Raw genomic sequence first — 18,060 nt, forward strand, 5'->3', positions numbered from 1 at the left:
GCTTTCCCAGAAAACCGTACAATCGCCACAACTTTATCGTCTTCATCACAAAAATTCAGACATTATGACCTCAATTACCAATGCTCAGCTGGGCTGGAACGATGCCGGAACCCCAGTATCAGACCAGTTTGATGACGTTTATTTTTCCAACGTAAACGGCCTTGAAGAGACCCGCTACGTCTTTCTTCATCAAAATCATCTGCCACAAAGATGGCAAGATTATGACCAGCGTCGTTTTGTCATCGGAGAAACAGGCTTTGGTACAGGTCTGAATTTCCTCGCAGTTTGGCAATGGTTTGAAGAATTTAGGCGTCAAAACCCGGATGCGCCACTAAAAGAGCTGCATTTTGTGAGTTTCGAAAAGTACCCTCTGAGTAAAGATGACCTGATTAAAGCTCACCAAGCTTGGCCGGAACTGGCTGAATACGCAAGAAAATTACAGCAATATTATCCGATTGCGGTTCCAGAGTGCCACCGAATTGTCCTTGAAGACGGCGCGATAACCCTAGACCTATGGTTTGGTGATATAAAAGATTGCATGCCAAAAGTCCCTGTTGGTGAACAAGGGTTGATTGATGCATGGTTTCTTGATGGTTTTGCTCCCAGCAAGAATCCTGAAATGTGGAATCAAGAACTGTTCGATGGCATGGCCAAACTCGCTAAGCAAGATTGTACCTGTGCCACTTTCACTGCGGCGGGCTTCGTGCGACGTGGGTTGATTGAAGCCGGTTTCGAAATGAAAAAAGTCAAAGGCTTTGGCACCAAACGTGACATGATTGCCGGACACCTAGCCCAGCGGGAGCCTCACACTAACCATAAGCCTTGGTTCCATCGCGATAGTAGTGGCTCGACTCAGTCCGTAGCGATTATTGGCGGAGGTATTGCCAGTGCCACTTTAGCAACAACGCTCATCCGCCGAGGAATAAAAGTAACCCTATATTGCCAAGACTCCGAAGCCGCGCAAGGAGCGTCGGGTAATCGTCAGGGTGCAGTCTACCCACTACTGAATGGTTCGCACACAGGTGTCTCTCGCGTATTTGCTCCGGCTTTTTTGTTTGCTCGCCAGTTTATTGAACAAGCGGCTCAATCAACTAACTTTGACCATGATTGGTGTGGCGTGACTCAACTGATGTGGGATGAAAAATCACAAGCCAAGCTGGAACGCATGTTGAGTGGTAATTTTGATAATGGTCTTATCCGCCAACTTAGCGTTGAACAAACCAACCAAATACTTGGTTTGCCGGTTAATATGGGCAGCGTGCATTACCCACTTGGCGGATGGCTATGCCCAGCTCAGTTTACTCAAGAGTTGATTGAACATTTATCCCAAACTCCACTGTTTGAAGGACGTTATCAAACTAAGATAGACGATATGCGTTGGGATGAAGAACACGCTAGCTGGACATTAAGCAGCGGTGACAAAACCTTCACTCACGATACTGTTGTGGTAGCCAATGGTCATCAGTTCAGTGAATTACCTCAGACGAAAGACGTACCTCTTGGTCAGGTTAAAGGTCAGGTGAGCCATATTCCGACCAACAGTGAGCTCAGCAAACTCAAAACGGTGCTTTGCTACGACGGCTATATGACGCCGGTAAACCCGAATAACGGATTTCATTGCATTGGTGCGAGCTACGACAGAGAGAATCTGAATCGTGAGTTTGACCCCGTCGCCCAACAAGGTAACGGAGACAAGCTACGTAAATGTGTCCCAGAACAAAGCTGGCCCCACCAAGTCGACACCTCAGGTAACCAATCACGCCAGGGTATTCGTTGTGTGAGCCGAGACCACTTGCCATTTATTGGCAGTGTCGGAGATTTAGACAAAACCAAGCAGGTTTACCACAATCTGCAAACCACTAAGCTGGAAGACGCAGAAAAAGCGCCGTCTTACCCTAACCTATTCTGTATGCTTGGTCTGGGATCGCGCGGCTTAAGCTCCGCACCGCTCTTAGCAGAAACCTTAGCTTCACAGATATGTGGTGACCCACTACCGCTACCAGTGGATGTATTGGAAGAGCTTCATCCAAGCCGTATGTGGGTAAGAAAATTGAGAAAAGGCAAAGCCATCACTGAGCTCTAAAGTGACAAAGAGAGCTTACCGAGTCATTCCCTATAAGCTCTCTGTCTTAAGATCAGCGTAACGTTGATACTGCAGCTTTGACTTGCTCAGCCACTTCCTGACTTTTAAATGACCCGGACTCCAAGTCAAAATTGTCGTAAAAGCTTGGAATAGATACAGAGGCTTTCACTTCAGCACCAAAGTATGGAGCAGAACCTGTAGCAGCAGCTAAAACATTAGACGCACCGCCAGGGCCTGGTGATGTAGACAGGTAAATGGCTGGCTTATTGGCAAATACGTTACGCTCAATACGTGTTGCCCAATCAAACAGGTTTTTATACGCAGCAGGGTAAGAACCATTGTGCTCTGCGAAAGAAATAATCAACGCATCAGCCTGAGCAATGTCCTCCAAAAACGCTTTTGCTTCCTCAGCCTGACCAATTTCCTTTTCTTTATCTTCACTAAACAGCGGAACATCGTAGCTGTTAAGATCCAAGATAGTCACATCTGCTCCTTCAACTAGATGAGCAGCATAAGTTGCTAACGTTTTGTTGATAGACGTTGAGCTGGTTGAAGCTCCAAAAGCGACGATTTTCATAATTCTGTCTCCTGACTCTCTCCTTACTATGTACAGAAGAGCATATCCAGCGAACAGAAAACCAACAACTATAAAATGTTTAAGGGCTTGTTCGAAATATTCGAACAAGCCCTTAATAAAAAGATATCTGTAGAGGTTAGGCTTGATTGACTAACTCTAACCATAGGTCGTTGACGATAGTGCGATCGGCAGGACTCAATTCGGAACGTGCGTCATCCAGACTGCCTTGAATACGTACTTTCAGTTCTTCTATATCATTGACGCCTTCTTCTTCACACGAAGCAGCAGATAGAGAAATATGTCCACGTAGGTACCCACCAGCAAACAACTCATCATCAGATGCGGTCTCAATACGCGCATCAATCATTTCTAGTAGCTTCTCTTCAAATTCAATAATCATAATGCTCTATTGCCCGGGTCAGTTTGATTCTCAAAAAGAATGCAGAGCTTCTCACATTGAGAAAATTAACGCAAACCCTAGTTATATCAAGGGCTGGCAGCATGGCACGCGCTGTGCACTTCCTCAACTATTCAACGAAGTTCAGCGAGGAAGAACCCATGAAAAGAAAACAAACGGCTTTAAACATATCGGTGGTAGCCAGTGCTTTGTTCCAAGCATCATTCGCCTTTGCAGAGACACCATTCACCTCGTGTCCGACTCAAGCATTTTTGATTCAGAATCCAACAGGCACGCCAGTCGCCTATGGTGTCAACATCGACGTCGGTAGCTACGTCACACTGGATTCCAATTTAGATACTGCAAAGCTAAATGGTGTGGGTTATAGCAAACATGACGACTTCATTTACGGCTGGGATTATGGCACAGCCTCACTTTCTCGCATTGATTCCACCTTTACAAAAACGTTGCTCAATGTCAGCAAGCCATCTGGTGCCCCTACTTCTATCTACGTTGGTGACGTATCTCTTGATGAGAACGCCTGGTACGGCTATAGACCTAATTACGGGCTCTACAAAATTGATTTAGATACTCTTGTCATGGAGCTTTCATCACCGCCTAGCCAATTCGGTAATCCTTCAATATACGATTTGGCCTTTCATCCTGACAACAGCCTGGCTTATTCCATCGATTCAAATGGTTACCTTTGGGAGATTGATGTCAACGCTGGCACTTCCAATCGACTAAACCAACTGTTAGATAAAAATGTACTCGGATATCGCTTTACTTTTGGTGCGGTCTATTTCGATGTCGATGGTAATTTCTACGCCAGCAACAACAGCAATGGGTATGTCTTCAAAGTAACTATCAATGGAAACAGCTCCAACGCAGAATTTTTTGCTTATGGCCCTTCCAGTAATTCCAACGATGGTGCTCGCTGTGCTCTCGCTCCAGTCGAACCCAGTGAATACACCGATTTCGGCGATGCGCCAGACAGTTACAAAACGACTTTCGCTTCTTCTGGTGCGCGTCATGGTATGTCAGATCTTAAGTTAGGTTCTGTTATTGATGGAGAGACCGACGGTAGCCCATATCCGCTCAGTGATGATACTTCAGATGGTTCGGACGATGATGACGGTATCCAATTCCCCGTCCCAATTCAGGTGGGACAAACCAGTAAAATCATCGCAACGGCTGCAGGTACATCTGACAGTTCAGTGCTCAATGCTTGGATTGATTTCGACCGAGATGGTGAGTTTGAGTCTAACGAAATCATCATCAGCGACCAATCGATGAACGATAGCACTGGCGACATCTTCTTTACTGTGCCAACTTGGGCTGTCACCGGAGAGACTTGGGCTCGATTCAGAATTTCCAACACATCGGGCATTGGTCCAAGCGGCGGTGTTCCCGCGGGTGAGGTGGAAGACTACCTAGTCGACATCACGGAGAGCGGTGTAGTGACCGAACTATACCCCAGCGGTGGTGGTTATACTTCTTTCGCCTATGAAGATCAGTACCCAAGAAGCGGCGACTATGACATGAACGACGTCCTGATGAACGTTAAATACACGGAGTACCAGCTCAACGACCAAGTCATTCGCATGAAGATTGAAGGTCAGGTCGCCGCTCTCGGCGGTAACTACCACTCAGGTTTTGCTATTCGATTGCCTAATGTCGCAAAAGAAGACGTTAAATCAGATTCAGTACAACTTTACGTGAATAACGAGTTGCAAACCGCGACCGTACTAGAAACAGACACTGTCGACGCGGTATTCATCATTCACGAAGACTTGTGGGATATTACTGAGCCTGGTGAAGCTGAAGAGTGCACTATGTTCCGAACTCAAGAAAACTGCGGAACGAGTTATCGTCCAAGCTGGAGCCTCACCTTTTCGTTTGAAAATGCAGTCGACACATCAACCATGCCAGAATTCCCGTATGACCCATTTATATTTGCAGCACCTGGTCATTATTACGGTGATATTGGTTATCAGTTGACAGGCGGGTTCCCAGGACGAGGTTTAGAAATTCACCTCAAAAACCAATCCCCGACCAGTAAGTTTGACACGCGATACAAGTCTTACGGTGTCGATGCATCAAGTGGCGATACCCACTACCACGATGACAAAGGTCTACCTTGGGGTATAGAAATCCCTACAACCTGGCAGCATCCATACGAACAGGTCAATATTTTAGAGGCTTACACCAAATTTGACGATTACGCCGAAGACGCCACAGGTCAAACTGAACCGACCTGGTACGAAACTTCTGTAGACGGCAAAATTTATATCGACTAAAGGAGAAACGATTATGTGGAATATCAAACTGACGCACTTATTTGCAATGGTAATACTTGTTTCTCTCTCCGGCTGTGGCGGCGGCGGAGGTGGTGAAGGAGGCTCTTCAGGTTCATCAACGGGCTCTTCAGCCGCTGCAGCATCAACCGATGAAGATTCCAACACTTTGGCCGATGTGCGTATCGATTATGACAATAATCTTTCTTCGGTGTATCAGGTCGACATAGATGTCAGCCTACCTCACCTTTCAGCCTCTCAGGTTTACATCTCCGTCTGTGATAATGCTGGGGGGAACGTGGAGTCTGTTGACTATGACAAGTGCCTTTTGAAAGCTGCGTTGCAATCCGGAACAGGCAGTTATCAACTACGAGTACCTAATCATTGCGAATCATTGATTGCGGTAGTTTCCGTCATGGAACCCAACACTGCGCCATTGGTCTATACGCTCAATCACAACAACCAAGCCGAATCGACTTGGCTCATTCAGTAACGAAAAGCAAACCAGCCGCATACTGCGGCTGGTTTTACATTACTTCAAACATGGAATAATCCAGCGCAGGCTGTTGATAAAAAGACCGTAATGCATCTGAAAGCATACGAACACGCAGTGGCATACCCTGCTCAAATATCTTGCCGACTTCCGTATGAACTTTGTGCATAAAGGCTAAACGATCAGGTTCAAAGTCTCCGTTTAAGTTGTCACAGCTCACTGTAAACGGAAAACCTGCGCTAAGAGAGAGGATCCACTCATACGCCTGAGGTCGAATTTCTACTTTCTCAAACTCAGCCTGAACCGCTTCAGTGCGTCCATCCGGTTCGTACCAATAGCCGAAATCCTCTAATAAGCGACGCTCTGGTCCTGCGACACACCAATGCGCGATTTCGTGAAGTGCTGACGCATAGAAACCACGAGCAAAAATAATCCGGTGATTAGGCTGACTGTCATCCGCTGGCAGGTAAATAGGCTCGTCGCCCCCTAACTCCAAACGCGTATTATATTCACTTAGAAAAGTGGCGTTAAAAATGTTGATCAGATCCTGATATTTGTGGCTCATGGGGATAAAATCATGGTTTAAATTACAGCGCTCGGCATTCTCGCATTTTTGATCCCAATTGCAAATCCCTACACCAACTACTGACATTAGAAATAATTATGCGAAAGCCCCCTTCACATTCATAAAATCTCATTCGTCACAGATCACATTTCCCACTAAACTGCCTTTTATTGGTTACAGAATGGCAAATTTCCAATCCGCTAGTCACGTAGGGCAAAACAATGTTATTGAGCATTTTATATATCATTGGCATCACGGCTGAAGCCATGACCGGCGCACTCAGTGCAGGTCGAAGAAAAATGGATTGGTTTGGGGTTATGCTCGTTGCGAGTGCAACAGCGATTGGCGGTGGAACAGTGCGCGATATCCTCCTCGGCCACTACCCGCTCGGCTGGGTAGAGAATCCACAATTTCTCGCGATCACCTGTATTGCGGGCGTGCTAACCACGGGATTAGCCAAATGGATCATCAAGTTTAAAGGGTTGTTCATTCGCCTCGATGCGCTGGGCCTGATTGTGTTTAGCATAATCGGTACTAAAGTGGCGTTAGCAATGGGCCATCATGCAATGATCTGTATGGTAGCGGCACTGGTAACAGGCGTTTTTGGTGGGCTATTACGTGACTTAATCTGCCGTCAAACACCGCTTGTATTGCACGAAGAGTTATACGCGTCTGTCGCCCTGATTGCTTCAGGCCTTTACTTAGCCTTGCTGGAGTTTGGTATTAATGACGTCACCGCGACCATCTCAACGCTAGTCGTAGGCTACATGCTGCGCATGGCTGCGGTTCGCTTTAAATGGCGTCTGCCTTCATTCCACCTAGAGACTGAAGGTTCTCTGCACTAATTCACAACGCCCCACTCTCGGGGCGTTTTATTCTCTAGCTTGTCGCCTATCTATGAATAATATTCGCCCGAATATTTACCGCTAAGAATCATTTGTGAGCCAACTTGGATTTACCACCAAAACCTGCCATCGAAGCGCGATTGTGCGATGAAAGTACATTCAAGTATTCTGCAAATCTCTTCATTGGTTTAATAACGCCTCTTCAAAACGACGTACTTGCTCACCAATCGCTAACATATTGATGCAACTTTCAATTATGAGTGCGTGACGGGTTAATTATCCGTTAATTTGTCCTGTGACCTTTTGCACAAACACAGCAGACGACTTATTTTACTCTGGTCACCCGCAAGGAAGAGTCCGACTTCACTATCGTTAATCTCTCTCCATTCTTTTCCTTGCCGTCACTTAAAATAAGCTGAAAGGTCTGAAGATGAGAAACAAACAACGTATTACCCTATCGGCAATAACGCTAGCCGTCATCTTGGCTGGCTGTAGTTCCACGCCAAAAACAAATGATGCTTCCACCCAGCTGACGGCACTACTTGACAGCTACCAACATGAATCACAATCTCTGGATAGCACTCACTTTGGTATCATCAATGATCAGATGGCTGCCGCACGTCAGTCTTTGGATCGTATCTATCTCGACAAGCTTCTTGAAATAGAAAGAAGCGCTTTAACCGATGAAGAAAAGGTCTATTACGACACGTTCCGCTTTGACCGCACCATTGCGATTCGTGGTGCAAGCTTCGCCAATACACGTTTTGGCAACTTCGATGTCCCAGTCACGCATTTTTACAACTACATCCAGTGGAATGCCGAAGAAGCGGGCGCTGCGATTGATGATTCAGACAGTGAACAAACGTACCAAGATCAACTTACCATACTCAAAGAGTACACTTCCTGGGTCAGGGGCTTACACAGCCAATACCAGCAAGCTACGCAGCAGGGTATTCAACTACCCGCCATTCTTGCTGAGCGCCTATATCAAAACAGCGTGGACACGATTAGCTACAATAATTTTGCCATGCTCAAGATAGGATTAAACGACTTAAAAACTCAGTCAGGGTATACGCCAACTTTTATCAATCAATACACGCAGGAAGTTGAGAAAGCACAGCGGGCAACCCAAGAGCTGTTAGCGTATCTACACAATCAGTACGTTAAAAGCGCTCGCGGTGAAGGCCAACTCACCGACAAGAATATTGGCTGGGGTGATTTACCCAATGGGCAGAGCTGGTATCAGTGGCACCTAGACCGAAACAGTACTACCGGAAAGTCAGCCGCCGAGTTACATAATATGGGTGAACAACTGGTCGCAGAAGCTAAAGCGGAAATGATTCGCGTGGCAAAAGTGGTGGTGGCCAAGCGCGGTTCCATCGTGGAAGCTGCGTATCGTGATCCAGCAACAGGAGACGTTTCACCTCGGACGTTTGAACTCGCGACGGACTCAGGTCAGATCAATCTCGGCGAGTTTTTTAAATACCTCAACAGCGAGCAATTCTTTTATGGCCGAGATGGTCTACAAACAACAAACAAGCAATACGCAGCAGTCTGCAGCAGCGCGTCCTCTCCTTCTGCCTGTGAAAACGCGCTGACAGACTATTACGTGTTTAAAGACAATGCCAACGGTGTCGTTGCCAGCTATTTTAAACCTATCGAAGCCGACTACACCATAGAGCCAACCCCTGCTGAAAGCGAGATGTATGATGGTGTGGCCTCTTACGATAACAATGTGTTCACTCTCAACACTAACCCAGATTACAGCCTGCAAAAATGGAATGTCTCGACCTTGCTGTTACATGAAGCGGCGCCTGGTCATCATTTCCAAAACGCGTACGCGCAGGAATACCCACCTGCTAATCTGCCCGATTATATGCAGGATATCTGGTACACCGCCTATGGTGAAGGTTGGGCGCTCTACACCGAGTGGCTTGGTATCGAAATGGGCATTTATGGAGAGCTTAACGAGCAGAATCAGCCGACGTTTGTTAACGGCAAAGGCATGTGCGCTCCCAACACTGACTATAGCCAGTTCCAAGGTGGAATCTATACGGATGAGCAAGAGTGTAACGCCCTACAGTACTTTGGCAGTCTAAACGAAGCACAGCTGAGGAATATGCGATTGGCGGTCGATACCGGCATTCACGCTAACGGCTGGAGTATTCAGCAAGCACGCGATTATATGCACGCCAACTCCGCGCTCGGCGAAGGTGATATAGAGTCAGAAAGCTTCCGCTACGCCGCCTATGTCGGTCAGGCGGTTTCTTATAAGTCCGGTTATCTGGTTATCCGAGAATTGCTTGAAAAGGCTCAACAAGAGCTAGGAGATAAGTTTGAATACGCTGAATTCCACGACCAACTGCTACGCTACGGGCAGCAACCGATGGAAGTGATGAAAAGCAACATCAACAACTGGATTTCAGCAAAACAATAAGCCTAATTAAAAACGGCTTCCTTGTGGAAGCCGTTTCTATTCATTAAATCTGAGGTGTTTCTGTCGTCACACCGTGATTCTGACCTCGATGGCGAAGTAAGTGATCCATCACTACAATTGCCAGCATTGCTTCTGCAATAGGCACTGCGCGAATACCAACACATGGGTCATGACGACCTTTGGTGATCAGCTGAGTAGGCTCTCCTTCTCTGGTGATGGTTTCACCCGGAACGGTGATACTAGACGTCGGCTTTAGCGCAATGTTCGCAACAATATCCTGACCAGTCGAGATACCACCTAAAATGCCACCAGCATGGTTACTACCGAAACCGTTTGGAGACAAAGTATCACGGTGCTCGCTGCCCTTTTGGCTAACAACGTCGAATCCATCGCCGATTTCAACACCTTTGACCGCGTTGATGCTCATCAGCGCATGAGCGATATCAGCATCCAGACGGTCAAACACAGGTTCGCCTAAACCAACAGGTACGTTGGTGGCGACAACCTGTAGTTTGGCACCAATCGAGTCGCCTTGCTTTTTAAGATCGCGAATCAGCTGATCTAACGCATCAACTTTGTCGACATCTGGGCAGAAAAACGCGTTATTTTCGATCTCGCCCCAATCCACTTTCTCAATCGACACATCACCCATTTGAGATAGGTAAGCGCGGATTTCGATACCAAACTCTTGCTTCAGGTATTTCTTAGCGATAGCACCCGCAGCTACACGCATAGCGGTTTCACGTGCGGAAGAGCGGCCTCCGCCTCGGTAATCACGCACACCGTATTTCTGGTGGTAGGTATAGTCAGCGTGACCTGGACGGAACTTATCTTTAATTTCCGAATAATCTTTTGAGCGTTGGTCTGTGTTTTCAATCAACAGACCAATCGAAGTACCCGTGGTTTTACCTTCGAATACGCCAGACAGAATCTTCACTTCATCTGGTTCGCGACGTTGAGTGGTATAACGAGAAGTACCCGGACGACGACGGTCCAGATCCGTCTGAATATCTGCTTCAGTTACTTCCAGCCCTGGAGGGCACCCGTCGACTATACATCCTAGTGCGATACCGTGACTTTCTCCGAATGTCGTCACTCGGAAATGCTGTCCGATACTGTTTCCTGCCATTACTTCCTCAAATTTCTTCAGCTCTGTAAACAAAGCTGTACATTACAATTGTTCGTAAATTCATAGTGGCGTTATTGCGATTTGATGTAAAGCCCTAAAGCCGATCTATTTTGCTTTTCTTTACCAATAAAAAACGCCGGACAGGGCTGTCCGGCGTTTTATCAAATCAAGCGAGCTGAATAATACTCAGTCTTTATAGATAGAGAACTCTTCTGCATGTTGCAGCATTTGTTCACGCGTCAGCATGAATACACCATGGCCACCATTTTCAAACTCAAGCCAAGTGAACGGGATATGTGGATATTGCTCCATCATATGAACCATAGAGTTACCCACCTCACAGATAAGAATACCGTTTTCCGTCAGGTAATCTGGCGCATTAGCCAGAATACGACGCACCAGTTTCAGGCCATCCGTACCCGCAGCGAGGCCAAGCTCAGGCTCATGAGTAAACTCATCAGGCAAACTGTTCATGTCTTCTTGATCCACATAAGGTGGGTTAGACACAATCAGGTTGTACTTCTCTTTAGGCAGATCACGGAACAGATCCGAGCGAATAGGGAATACCTGCTGCTCCATACCATGGTCCTGAACATTCTGTTCGGCAACCTGCAGTGCATCTGTCGAAATATCAATGGCATCAACTTCTGCATCCGGAAAAGCATGTGCACAGGCGATCGCGATACAGCCACTCCCGGTACACAGGTCCATGATGCGTGTTGGCTCTTCGATTAGCCAAGGTTGGAACTCTGCCTGAATCAGCTCACCAATTGGAGAACGAGGCACGAGAACACGTTCATCGACAAAAAACTCTAAACCACAGAACCAAGCTCGGTTGGTCAGGTAAGCGGTTGGAGTACGCTCATTAATTCGTTTCACAACGCGCTCAACAATGCGCAGGCGCTCGCTGCTGGTTAAACGAGAGTTTAATACATGCGGAGGCACATCAATTGGCAAGTACAACGTTGGCAGGATCAGCTGAACCGCTTCATCCCATGCGTTATCAGTACCGTGACCATAAAATAGGTTTGCGGCGTTGAAACGACTCACAGTCCAACGAATCATATCCTGAAGCGTGTGTAACTCTGATACCGCTTCTTCTACAAAAATCTTATCCAAAATTGCCTCCGAAAAGCGCTACAATACTGCCAATAGCATTTTATTTATGTATCTATGACCCAATGAGCAAAAAAGACACCGAAATTGATGATGATTTCGCCCTTTTCAGGGATGCAGTACAAGGCGTAAAAAAGTTGCGACAGGATACCATAGTCCAGCAGCCAAAAAAAAATACTAAGCAAAAAGAAATCAAACGTAGCGCGCGTGAAGCCCGCGATACAGAGTTTTATTTTTCTGATGAGTTCGTGCCACTTCTCAACGAAGACGGCCCGACTCGCTATGCCCGCGATGATGTTTCTCAATATGAGGTGAAACGCCTTCGCCGTGGGGTGTACGTCCCGGATGTGTTCTTAGATATGCACGGTATGACACAAAATGAAGCGAAGCGTGAACTCGGCTCGATGATCGCATACTGCATCAAAAATGAAATTTCGTGTGCGTGTGTTCAACACGGCATTGGTAAGCATATTCTCAAGCAGAAAACGCCGCTTTGGTTGGCGCAGCACCCTGATGTGATGGCATTTCACCAAGCACCATTAGAGTTTGGTGGTGACGGCGCTTTGTTGGTTCTGCTGTCGATACCGGAAAAATAGAAACACACTCATAAATAGAAGCCAGCTTCTATTGCCTTAAGTCTGGTGGAATCGGTAACTCTGACGCTTTAAAGTGCGGACGCTGGCCACCACGTTTGCGGTACTGCTTAAGCTGGAACACATAGGCCAGTACTTGCGCCACCGCTGTAAACAGACCATCAGGGATCTCTTGCTCTAATTCCGTAGAGTGATATAACGCTCGAGCAAGCGGAGGGGCTGGAATAACATAAATGTCGTGTTCACGAGCAATTTCTCGTATTTTTAGCGCCATGTGATCGGTACCTTTCGCCACCACAATCGGCGCTTTATCAGTATCCTGTTTATAGCGCAGAGCCACAGAGAAGTGCTCCGGGTTAGTGACAATTACATCGGCTTGTGGGACTTCTGACATCATTCGACGTTGAGCGGCTTCGCGTTGCAACATACGTATCCGCCCTTTAACTTCAGGCTTACCTTCCGTTTCCTTATACTCGTCTTTGACTTCCTGTTTGGTCATCTTCAATTGATTGGCGTGTTGCCAGATCTGGAAAGGAATGTCGATCGCAACGACAATCAACAACGAACAACTGATCAATAGTACAAAGTTAAGCAAGATATCTAACGCGTGGAAAATGTTCTGCGGATAGACATCCATACTCAACTGAAACAGGTCTTCCTGCGCAGCATCAATCAAATAGAAAGCAACACCAGATACTAACGTCACTTTCAGAATCGACTTAAGTAGTTCAACCCAGCTTTGCAGACCTACCATTCGTTTCAGACCGCTGAGTGGGTTCATTTTTGACCACTTGGGCATCGCTGCTTCAACTGAGAAGCTAATACCGCCGATCCCTGCTGCGCCGATTAAAGCGGCAATGAACAAGACAACAAGAATCAACAGCAGCGGGCCAAGCAAACTCCCCATCGAGCCAAGAGCAATATCAAACAACTTTGGCAGATCAAAAATTTCATCACGAGAGAGGTCGAACAGACGCCCCATGACTGTATACAACGCACGAGCAAGTGACTCGCCAAACCACATCAAGGCAATGGCGCCAATAACAAGCACAGATACCGACGCTAGTTCTTTTGACCTTGCAACCTGCCCTTTTTCACGAGCCTGTTGCAAGCGCCTGGGCGTGGCGTCTTCGGTGCGTTCTTGACCGTCTGATTCTGCCAATTCAGCCCCCTAACAATTTAAGCGTATGAAGCTGCACACTTGCTGCTCCCCTTGCAACCAGAATAGCTCATAGTGACTGAAGAGCCCGGCAATAATGTACCAACAGAGTAACAAGCCGACGATCAAAGCAAACGCAAAACCCAGAGAGAAGATGTTCAGCTGTGGTGCTGCACGAGTCATAACGCCGAATGATAAGTTAATCGTCAACAACGCAATAATCCCAGACAAAGACATACTCAGTGCGACTTTAAACATGATCCCTAGCCAAAGGGCTAATTCCCTAAAATCGACGGAGTTCAGTGAACCGCTACCAATAGGTAACGACTTGAAGCTCATCACCACCAGCATGATCATTTTCAAGTGACCATCGGTTGCAAGGAAAAACATCGTAGCAAGGAACATAAAAAGCTGACCTAGCAATGGCGTATTCTGCCCATTGGCAGGATCGACCATGGAAGCAAAACCCAAACTCGCTTGCATACCTAGGATCTGACCGAGAATGACGAAGGTCTGAATCATGAACTGAGTAATGGTGCCCATTGCGACACCAATGATGATCTGCTCTAAGAGGGTCATGAACCCTTGGAAGGAGAGCAACTCTATGGTGTCGGGCACAGCTGGAATAACTGGCATTACAGCAAATGTGATTGCCAAACCAAGGTAGAGTCTGACACGAGTAGAAACAAAACGAGCCCCTGTCACCGACATGACCATCAACATGGCAGCAATTCGGGTATAAGGCCAGAAGTAGTTGGCTATCCAGTCGAGTATCAGGCTCGTTGGGTACTCCACGTGAAACCGCCTTAGTAGAGAACCTGAGGCAGGCGCTCAACAATCGAGAAAAAGTACTCCATCAACATCTGTGTCATCCAATGAGCGAACAACATCAACGCCAGCAAAGTCACCACCAAACGAGGTAAGAAACTCAACGTCTGTTCGTTAATCGATGTGGCGGCCTGAAAAATCGCGACAATCAAACCAATAAGGAGGCTGGGAATGATAATGGCACACACCATCAGAAGCACCATCCACAATGCACCTCTGAATAACTCGACAAATACTTCAGGCGTCATGCTTTCCTCCCGCTATAAGGCGAAGCTGCCGGCTAGGGTCGACAAAATCAGGTTCCAGCCATCAACAAGGACAAACAGCATCAGTTTAAACGGTAGAGAAACGATCATTGGAGAAAGCATCATCATACCCATAGCCATCAAAACCGAAGCAACCACCAAATCAATAATCAAGAATGGCAAGAAGAGCATAAAGCCAATCTGGAAAGCCGTTTTCAATTCAGACGTGATAAATGCTGGGATCAATACGGCCATTGAAACATCTTCAGGAGCAGTTGCATCCGAGCCAGAGATATTGACAAAGGTTTCCAGATCTTTGACTCGTGTTTGCTTGAGCATAAAGTCTTTCATCGGTGCCTGAGCAACATCAAAGGCCTGGCGAGCCGTAATTTGTTCGTTGATATAAGGCTGAATCGCCTTGTCATTGATTTCGTTCAACACAGGCGACATGATGAAGAAGGTCAGGAAAATCGCGATGCCTATGATGACCTGGTTGGAAGGCGTTTGTTGCAAACCCATCGCCTGACGAAGAATCGACATCACCACGACAATACGCGTAAAAGACGTCATCAAAATAACCATGGCAGGCAAGAAGCCCAACATGGTCATTAAGGCTAGAATCTGTAAGTTAACCGAATAGTCTTCACTGCCATCTGGGTTAGTGGTCATAGTGAACGCTGGAATGCCTCCACCGCCACCGGTGAAGCTGCCCGTTGAGATGGTTCTTGCTGCGCCCTGCTCTTTCTCCATGGCAGAGACGGTTACCGATTGCGATGGTGCGGCATTGTCAGGAATAGGCGTTGCGATACTTTCCTCAGCAAACGAAGTTACTGAAAAAAAGCTCAGACATATAGTCAGTATCAGTGAAGCGAATCGACTAGTGTTTATCATTCTTTTTTAATAGCTGAGTCAATTGAGTGGCAAAAGGACTGCCCGCCAATGCAGATTTGTTCAGCTCCTCCTGAGTCAAAGGGGTATCCAATTTGGAAATCAGTTGTATAGACTGTGCTGTCACTCCAACTAAAAACTGCTCTTCACCTGCCTGCACAATCATGATTCGTTCACGGGTGCCGACTGGAATCTGGCGCACGATATTCAGCCCACTTTGGTTAATCATCGCAGGCACACGCATGCGTTTCAGTAACCAAGCCAAAAAGAGAATGAACGCCACAACGAACAAGAGCGACCCAAACGTGGTCGCCCAATCTAATTGATTACTTGTCGCAGTTTCAGCCCAAACAGCAGGAGAGAGAAGTGTCAGGACACACAGTAACGCTCCTTTTAACTGTTGTCTCATAACCTACCTTAGCTTCTTAATTCGCTCAGTCTGGCTTATTACGTCAGTCAGACGGATACCAAACTTGTCGTTGACCACAACCACTTCACCGTGTGCAATCAAGGTACCATTAACCAAAACGTCCAATGACTCACCAGCCAAGCGTTCCAGTTCTACAACTGAACCCTGGTTGAGTTGCAATAAGTTACGGATACTAATTTGTGAACGGCCGACTTCCATAGAAATCGTTACCGGAATGTCCAGAATTGTATCGAGTTTACGGCGTTCGTCTTCTGAAATAGGTGACCCGGTGTCTTGCAACTCATCAAGTTGAGCGGCCATAACCTCATCTACATCTACCTCTGGCGCATCAGGGTCTTCGCCTAATGCCGCAGCCCATTCGTCCGCCAGTTTTTGATCGTCGCTCGGTTCCATACCTGTTACCTATTTACTTTTGTATTAATCTTCAATTTCACCGTCATCTTCTTCTAATTCAGAAATGACGTCTTTACCCAGGAAGGCGATATCGGTTTTCACCACATCTGGGCGCTTGATTTTCTCAGACACCTGAACCGCAAGTTGCTCACCAGAACGTCCCATCTTCACACGGAAAGTAGGCAGCTCTTCAACAAACATAGTAGCGTTTTCAGGCATAGTGATTGGGATAATGTCGCCCGGTTGAAGCTCCATTAAGTCTCTCAGTGAGATGTCTTGCTCCAGCAAGTTAACTCGGAAGTTAACCGGAACATCCATAATTTCTTCGCGAAGCGCTGTACTCCAACGAACGTCCGTTTCCATTTTATCTGACTGGACACCTGCATCCAGAAGCTCACGAATAGGTTCAACCATGGAGTAAGGCATCACCACGTGGAAGTCACCACCACCACCATCGACTTCGATATGGAAAGAGCTGACAACAATCACTTCCGTCGGACTGACAATGTTCGCCATGCTTGGGTTCACTTCAGAATCGAGGTATTCAAACTCGACCCCCATCACTGGCGACCATGCTTCTTTGTAGTCTTCAAAAACGATTTTAAGCAGCAGTTGAACAATTCGACGCTCGGTAGGCGTAAATTCTCGACCTTCGATACGTGCATGGAAACGACCGTCACCGCCGAAAAAGTTTTCCACCAAAATAAACACCAACCGTGCTTCCATGGTGATCAGTGCTGTCCCTTTCAGTGGCCTAAAGCGCACCATGTTCAAACTGGTGGGTACGTACAAAGTGTTTTGGTACTCACCAAATTTCATCATTTGTACGCCATTTATCGACACTTCAGCGGTTTTTCGCAGCATATTGAACAAGCTGATACGCATGTGACGCGCAAAACGCTCATTGATCAACTCCAGTGTCGGCATTCGACCACGAACAATGCGGTCTTGAGAGGAGAAGTCAAAGTCTACCGCACTGGGATCCGCCGCGGCACCACCACTCTCTTCTTCTACCTCATCAACATCGTCGACACCATGGAGTAGCGCATCAATCTCGTCTTGGCTTAATAGATCGGTCACTCTTCACCTACTGTATTACAAAGTCGGTAAACAACACGCGCTCAATCACGGGCTGGCCTACCGCACGAGTCAGGCTCGCTTTAATATCTTCTGTCGCTTTATCACGAAGCTCAACACGGCCATTGACGCTGCGAAGTTGATCAACGGTCGCTGATGCGAATGTGCCAAGTAGCGAGCTTTCAATTAGTGGAGAGTGATAACGTGCAAGGTTTTCATTGTCAGTTCCACGCACCATTAACTGCACTTTTATCTGAACTAAACGATCTTTTTTGTCGCCAGTCACGTTGAACAAAAACGGCTGCGCAATATTGACGTAAGAAACGGGGTCAGTAGAAACAACCACTTCTTGTTGAGTAGTTTCTTCCATCTGTTCTGGTTCGCTTGATCCCATCAGGAAAAACGCAGCACCACCGCCACCAACTAACAAAACGACAACAGCGATGATGATAATTAACAGCTTGCTTTTACCTTTGGGTGCCTCTGCTTCTAATTCTTCGTCTGCCAT

The 18,060-nt window shown here is 46.9% G+C and carries 19 protein-coding genes; 6 read left to right on the plus strand and 13 right to left on the minus strand.

Annotated elements, in window-relative coordinates; translation table 11 throughout:
• The first annotated feature begins 64 nt into the window (after nt 1-64).
• Entirely contained in the window at nt 65-2,083 is a 2,019-nt protein-coding gene (mnmC, locus tag VIC_RS09755; protein ID WP_039951783.1) for a bifunctional tRNA (5-methylaminomethyl-2-thiouridine)(34)-methyltransferase MnmC2/FAD-dependent 5-carboxymethylaminomethyl-2-thiouridine(34) oxidoreductase MnmC1, read from the plus strand.
• Between the two features lie 52 nt (nt 2,084-2,135).
• Here mnmC and VIC_RS09760 read toward each other — a convergent pair whose 3' ends face one another.
• Together VIC_RS09760 and VIC_RS09765 are read right to left on the minus strand one after the other, a co-directional pair.
• On the minus strand, nt 2,136-2,660 hold the full coding sequence (locus VIC_RS09760; protein WP_006959470.1) for an NADPH-dependent FMN reductase: 525 nt from the start codon (nt 2,658-2,660) through the stop codon (nt 2,136-2,138).
• A 136-nt stretch (nt 2,661-2,796) separates the two neighbouring features.
• Complete coding sequence (locus VIC_RS09765; RefSeq protein WP_006959471.1) at nt 2,797-3,060, minus strand: YfcL family protein; 264 nt, start codon at nt 3,058-3,060, stop codon at nt 2,797-2,799.
• 158 nt (nt 3,061-3,218) lie between these two features.
• Here VIC_RS09765 and VIC_RS09770 point away from each other — a divergent pair, with 158 nt between their 5' ends.
• Together VIC_RS09770 and VIC_RS09775 are read left to right on the plus strand one after the other, a co-directional pair.
• Nucleotides 3,219-5,357 carry an LruC domain-containing protein gene (locus tag VIC_RS09770; RefSeq protein WP_006959472.1) on the plus strand — a complete coding sequence of 713 codons (2,139 nt, stop codon included), beginning with the start codon at nt 3,219-3,221 and terminating at the stop codon, nt 5,355-5,357.
• Between the two features lie 13 nt (nt 5,358-5,370).
• A complete protein-coding gene (locus VIC_RS09775; RefSeq protein ID WP_006959473.1) occupies nt 5,371-5,847 on the plus strand; it encodes a hypothetical protein in 477 nt (158 codons plus the stop codon).
• A gap of 34 nt (nt 5,848-5,881) precedes the next feature.
• Here VIC_RS09775 and VIC_RS09780 read toward each other — a convergent pair whose 3' ends face one another.
• Nucleotides 5,882-6,412 (minus strand): elongation factor P hydroxylase, encoded by a 531-nt coding sequence (locus tag VIC_RS09780; protein WP_006959474.1) that lies wholly within the window; start codon nt 6,410-6,412, stop codon nt 5,882-5,884.
• Nucleotides 6,413-6,633: 221 nt separating this feature from the next.
• Here VIC_RS09780 and VIC_RS09785 point away from each other — a divergent pair, with 221 nt between their 5' ends.
• Together VIC_RS09785 and VIC_RS09790 are read left to right on the plus strand one after the other, a co-directional pair.
• A complete protein-coding gene (locus VIC_RS09785; protein WP_006959475.1) occupies nt 6,634-7,257 on the plus strand; it encodes a trimeric intracellular cation channel family protein in 624 nt (207 codons plus the stop codon).
• Between the two features lie 430 nt (nt 7,258-7,687).
• Nucleotides 7,688-9,694 carry a DUF885 domain-containing protein gene (locus VIC_RS09790; RefSeq protein WP_006959477.1) on the plus strand — a complete coding sequence of 669 codons (2,007 nt, stop codon included), beginning with the start codon at nt 7,688-7,690 and terminating at the stop codon, nt 9,692-9,694.
• A 43-nt stretch (nt 9,695-9,737) separates the two neighbouring features.
• Here the strand turns inward: VIC_RS09790 and aroC are convergent, their stop codons facing one another.
• Both aroC and prmB read right to left on the minus strand, forming a co-directional pair.
• A complete protein-coding gene (aroC, locus tag VIC_RS09795; protein WP_006959479.1) occupies nt 9,738-10,823 on the minus strand; it encodes a chorismate synthase in 1,086 nt (361 codons plus the stop codon).
• Nucleotides 10,824-11,009: 186 nt separating this feature from the next.
• On the minus strand, nt 11,010-11,942 hold the full coding sequence (gene prmB / locus VIC_RS09800) for a 50S ribosomal protein L3 N(5)-glutamine methyltransferase (RefSeq protein WP_006959482.1): 933 nt from the start codon (nt 11,940-11,942) through the stop codon (nt 11,010-11,012).
• Between the two features lie 62 nt (nt 11,943-12,004).
• On the opposite strand from prmB, the gene smrB reads away from it, so the two are divergent.
• Nucleotides 12,005-12,535, plus strand: a complete 531-nt coding sequence (gene smrB / locus VIC_RS09805) for an endonuclease SmrB (RefSeq protein ID WP_006959484.1) — start codon at nt 12,005-12,007, stop codon at nt 12,533-12,535.
• Between the two features lie 28 nt (nt 12,536-12,563).
• Here smrB and flhB read toward each other — a convergent pair whose 3' ends face one another.
• Genes flhB through fliL form a run of 8 tightly spaced genes read right to left on the minus strand, consistent with a single transcriptional unit; the run spans nt 12,564 to nt 18,060 of the window.
• Nucleotides 12,564-13,694 carry a flagellar biosynthesis protein FlhB gene (gene flhB / locus VIC_RS09810; RefSeq protein ID WP_006959486.1) on the minus strand — a complete coding sequence of 377 codons (1,131 nt, stop codon included), beginning with the start codon at nt 13,692-13,694 and terminating at the stop codon, nt 12,564-12,566.
• Nucleotides 13,695-13,703: 9 nt separating this feature from the next.
• Nucleotides 13,704-14,486, minus strand: a complete 783-nt coding sequence (gene fliR / locus VIC_RS09815; protein ID WP_006959488.1) for a flagellar biosynthetic protein FliR — start codon at nt 14,484-14,486, stop codon at nt 13,704-13,706.
• Nucleotides 14,487-14,497: 11 nt separating this feature from the next.
• Nucleotides 14,498-14,767 carry a flagellar biosynthesis protein FliQ gene (gene fliQ, locus VIC_RS09820; RefSeq protein ID WP_006959490.1) on the minus strand — a complete coding sequence of 90 codons (270 nt, stop codon included), beginning with the start codon at nt 14,765-14,767 and terminating at the stop codon, nt 14,498-14,500.
• 12 nt (nt 14,768-14,779) lie between these two features.
• A complete protein-coding gene (fliP, locus tag VIC_RS09825; RefSeq protein WP_039951701.1) occupies nt 14,780-15,655 on the minus strand; it encodes a flagellar type III secretion system pore protein FliP in 876 nt (291 codons plus the stop codon).
• Complete coding sequence (gene fliO, locus VIC_RS09830; protein ID WP_006959496.1) at nt 15,642-16,061, minus strand: flagellar biosynthetic protein FliO; 420 nt, start codon at nt 16,059-16,061, stop codon at nt 15,642-15,644. The genes fliP and fliO overlap by 14 nt, the downstream gene beginning before the upstream one ends.
• Before the next feature lie 3 nt (nt 16,062-16,064).
• Nucleotides 16,065-16,475, minus strand: coding sequence for a flagellar motor switch protein FliN (fliN, locus tag VIC_RS09835; protein ID WP_006959499.1), 411 nt, complete (start codon nt 16,473-16,475; stop codon nt 16,065-16,067).
• Between the two features lie 24 nt (nt 16,476-16,499).
• Nucleotides 16,500-17,555, minus strand: a complete 1,056-nt coding sequence (gene fliM / locus VIC_RS09840; protein WP_006959501.1) for a flagellar motor switch protein FliM — start codon at nt 17,553-17,555, stop codon at nt 16,500-16,502.
• A 7-nt stretch (nt 17,556-17,562) separates the two neighbouring features.
• The gene (gene fliL, locus VIC_RS09845; protein WP_006959503.1) at nt 17,563-18,060 is read right to left on the minus strand and encodes a flagellar basal body-associated protein FliL; all 498 of its coding nucleotides are present in this window, start codon (nt 18,058-18,060) and stop codon (nt 17,563-17,565) included.

The organism is Vibrio coralliilyticus ATCC BAA-450 (assembly GCF_000176135.1).
GTDB lineage: Bacteria > Pseudomonadota > Gammaproteobacteria > Enterobacterales > Vibrionaceae > Vibrio > Vibrio coralliilyticus.

Excerpts from the sequence above, each read along its gene's own strand:
- mnmC (WP_039951783.1), top strand. The coding sequence starts at position 65 with ATGACCTCAATTACCAATGCTCAGCTGGGCTGGAACGATGCCGGAACC.
- VIC_RS09760 (WP_006959470.1), bottom strand. The coding sequence starts at position 2,660 with ATGAAAATCGTCGCTTTTGGAGCTTCAACCAGCTCAACGTCTATCAAC.
- VIC_RS09765 (WP_006959471.1), bottom strand. The coding sequence starts at position 3,060 with ATGATTATTGAATTTGAAGAGAAGCTACTAGAAATGATTGATGCGCGT.
- VIC_RS09770 (WP_006959472.1), top strand. The coding sequence starts at position 3,219 with ATGAAAAGAAAACAAACGGCTTTAAACATATCGGTGGTAGCCAGTGCT.
- VIC_RS09775 (WP_006959473.1), top strand. The coding sequence starts at position 5,371 with ATGTGGAATATCAAACTGACGCACTTATTTGCAATGGTAATACTTGTT.
- VIC_RS09780 (WP_006959474.1), bottom strand. The coding sequence starts at position 6,412 with ATGAGCCACAAATATCAGGATCTGATCAACATTTTTAACGCCACTTTT.
- VIC_RS09785 (WP_006959475.1), top strand. The coding sequence starts at position 6,634 with ATGTTATTGAGCATTTTATATATCATTGGCATCACGGCTGAAGCCATG.
- VIC_RS09790 (WP_006959477.1), top strand. The coding sequence starts at position 7,688 with ATGAGAAACAAACAACGTATTACCCTATCGGCAATAACGCTAGCCGTC.
- aroC (WP_006959479.1), bottom strand. The coding sequence starts at position 10,823 with ATGGCAGGAAACAGTATCGGACAGCATTTCCGAGTGACGACATTCGGA.
- smrB (WP_006959484.1), top strand. The coding sequence starts at position 12,005 with ATGAGCAAAAAAGACACCGAAATTGATGATGATTTCGCCCTTTTCAGG.
- fliQ (WP_006959490.1), bottom strand. The coding sequence starts at position 14,767 with ATGACGCCTGAAGTATTTGTCGAGTTATTCAGAGGTGCATTGTGGATG.
- fliP (WP_039951701.1), bottom strand. The coding sequence starts at position 15,655 with ATGATAAACACTAGTCGATTCGCTTCACTGATACTGACTATATGTCTG.
- fliO (WP_006959496.1), bottom strand. The coding sequence starts at position 16,061 with ATGAGACAACAGTTAAAAGGAGCGTTACTGTGTGTCCTGACACTTCTC.
- fliN (WP_006959499.1), bottom strand. The coding sequence starts at position 16,475 with ATGGAACCGAGCGACGATCAAAAACTGGCGGACGAATGGGCTGCGGCA.
- fliL (WP_006959503.1), bottom strand. The coding sequence starts at position 18,060 with ATGGCAGACGAAGAATTAGAAGCAGAGGCACCCAAAGGTAAAAGCAAG.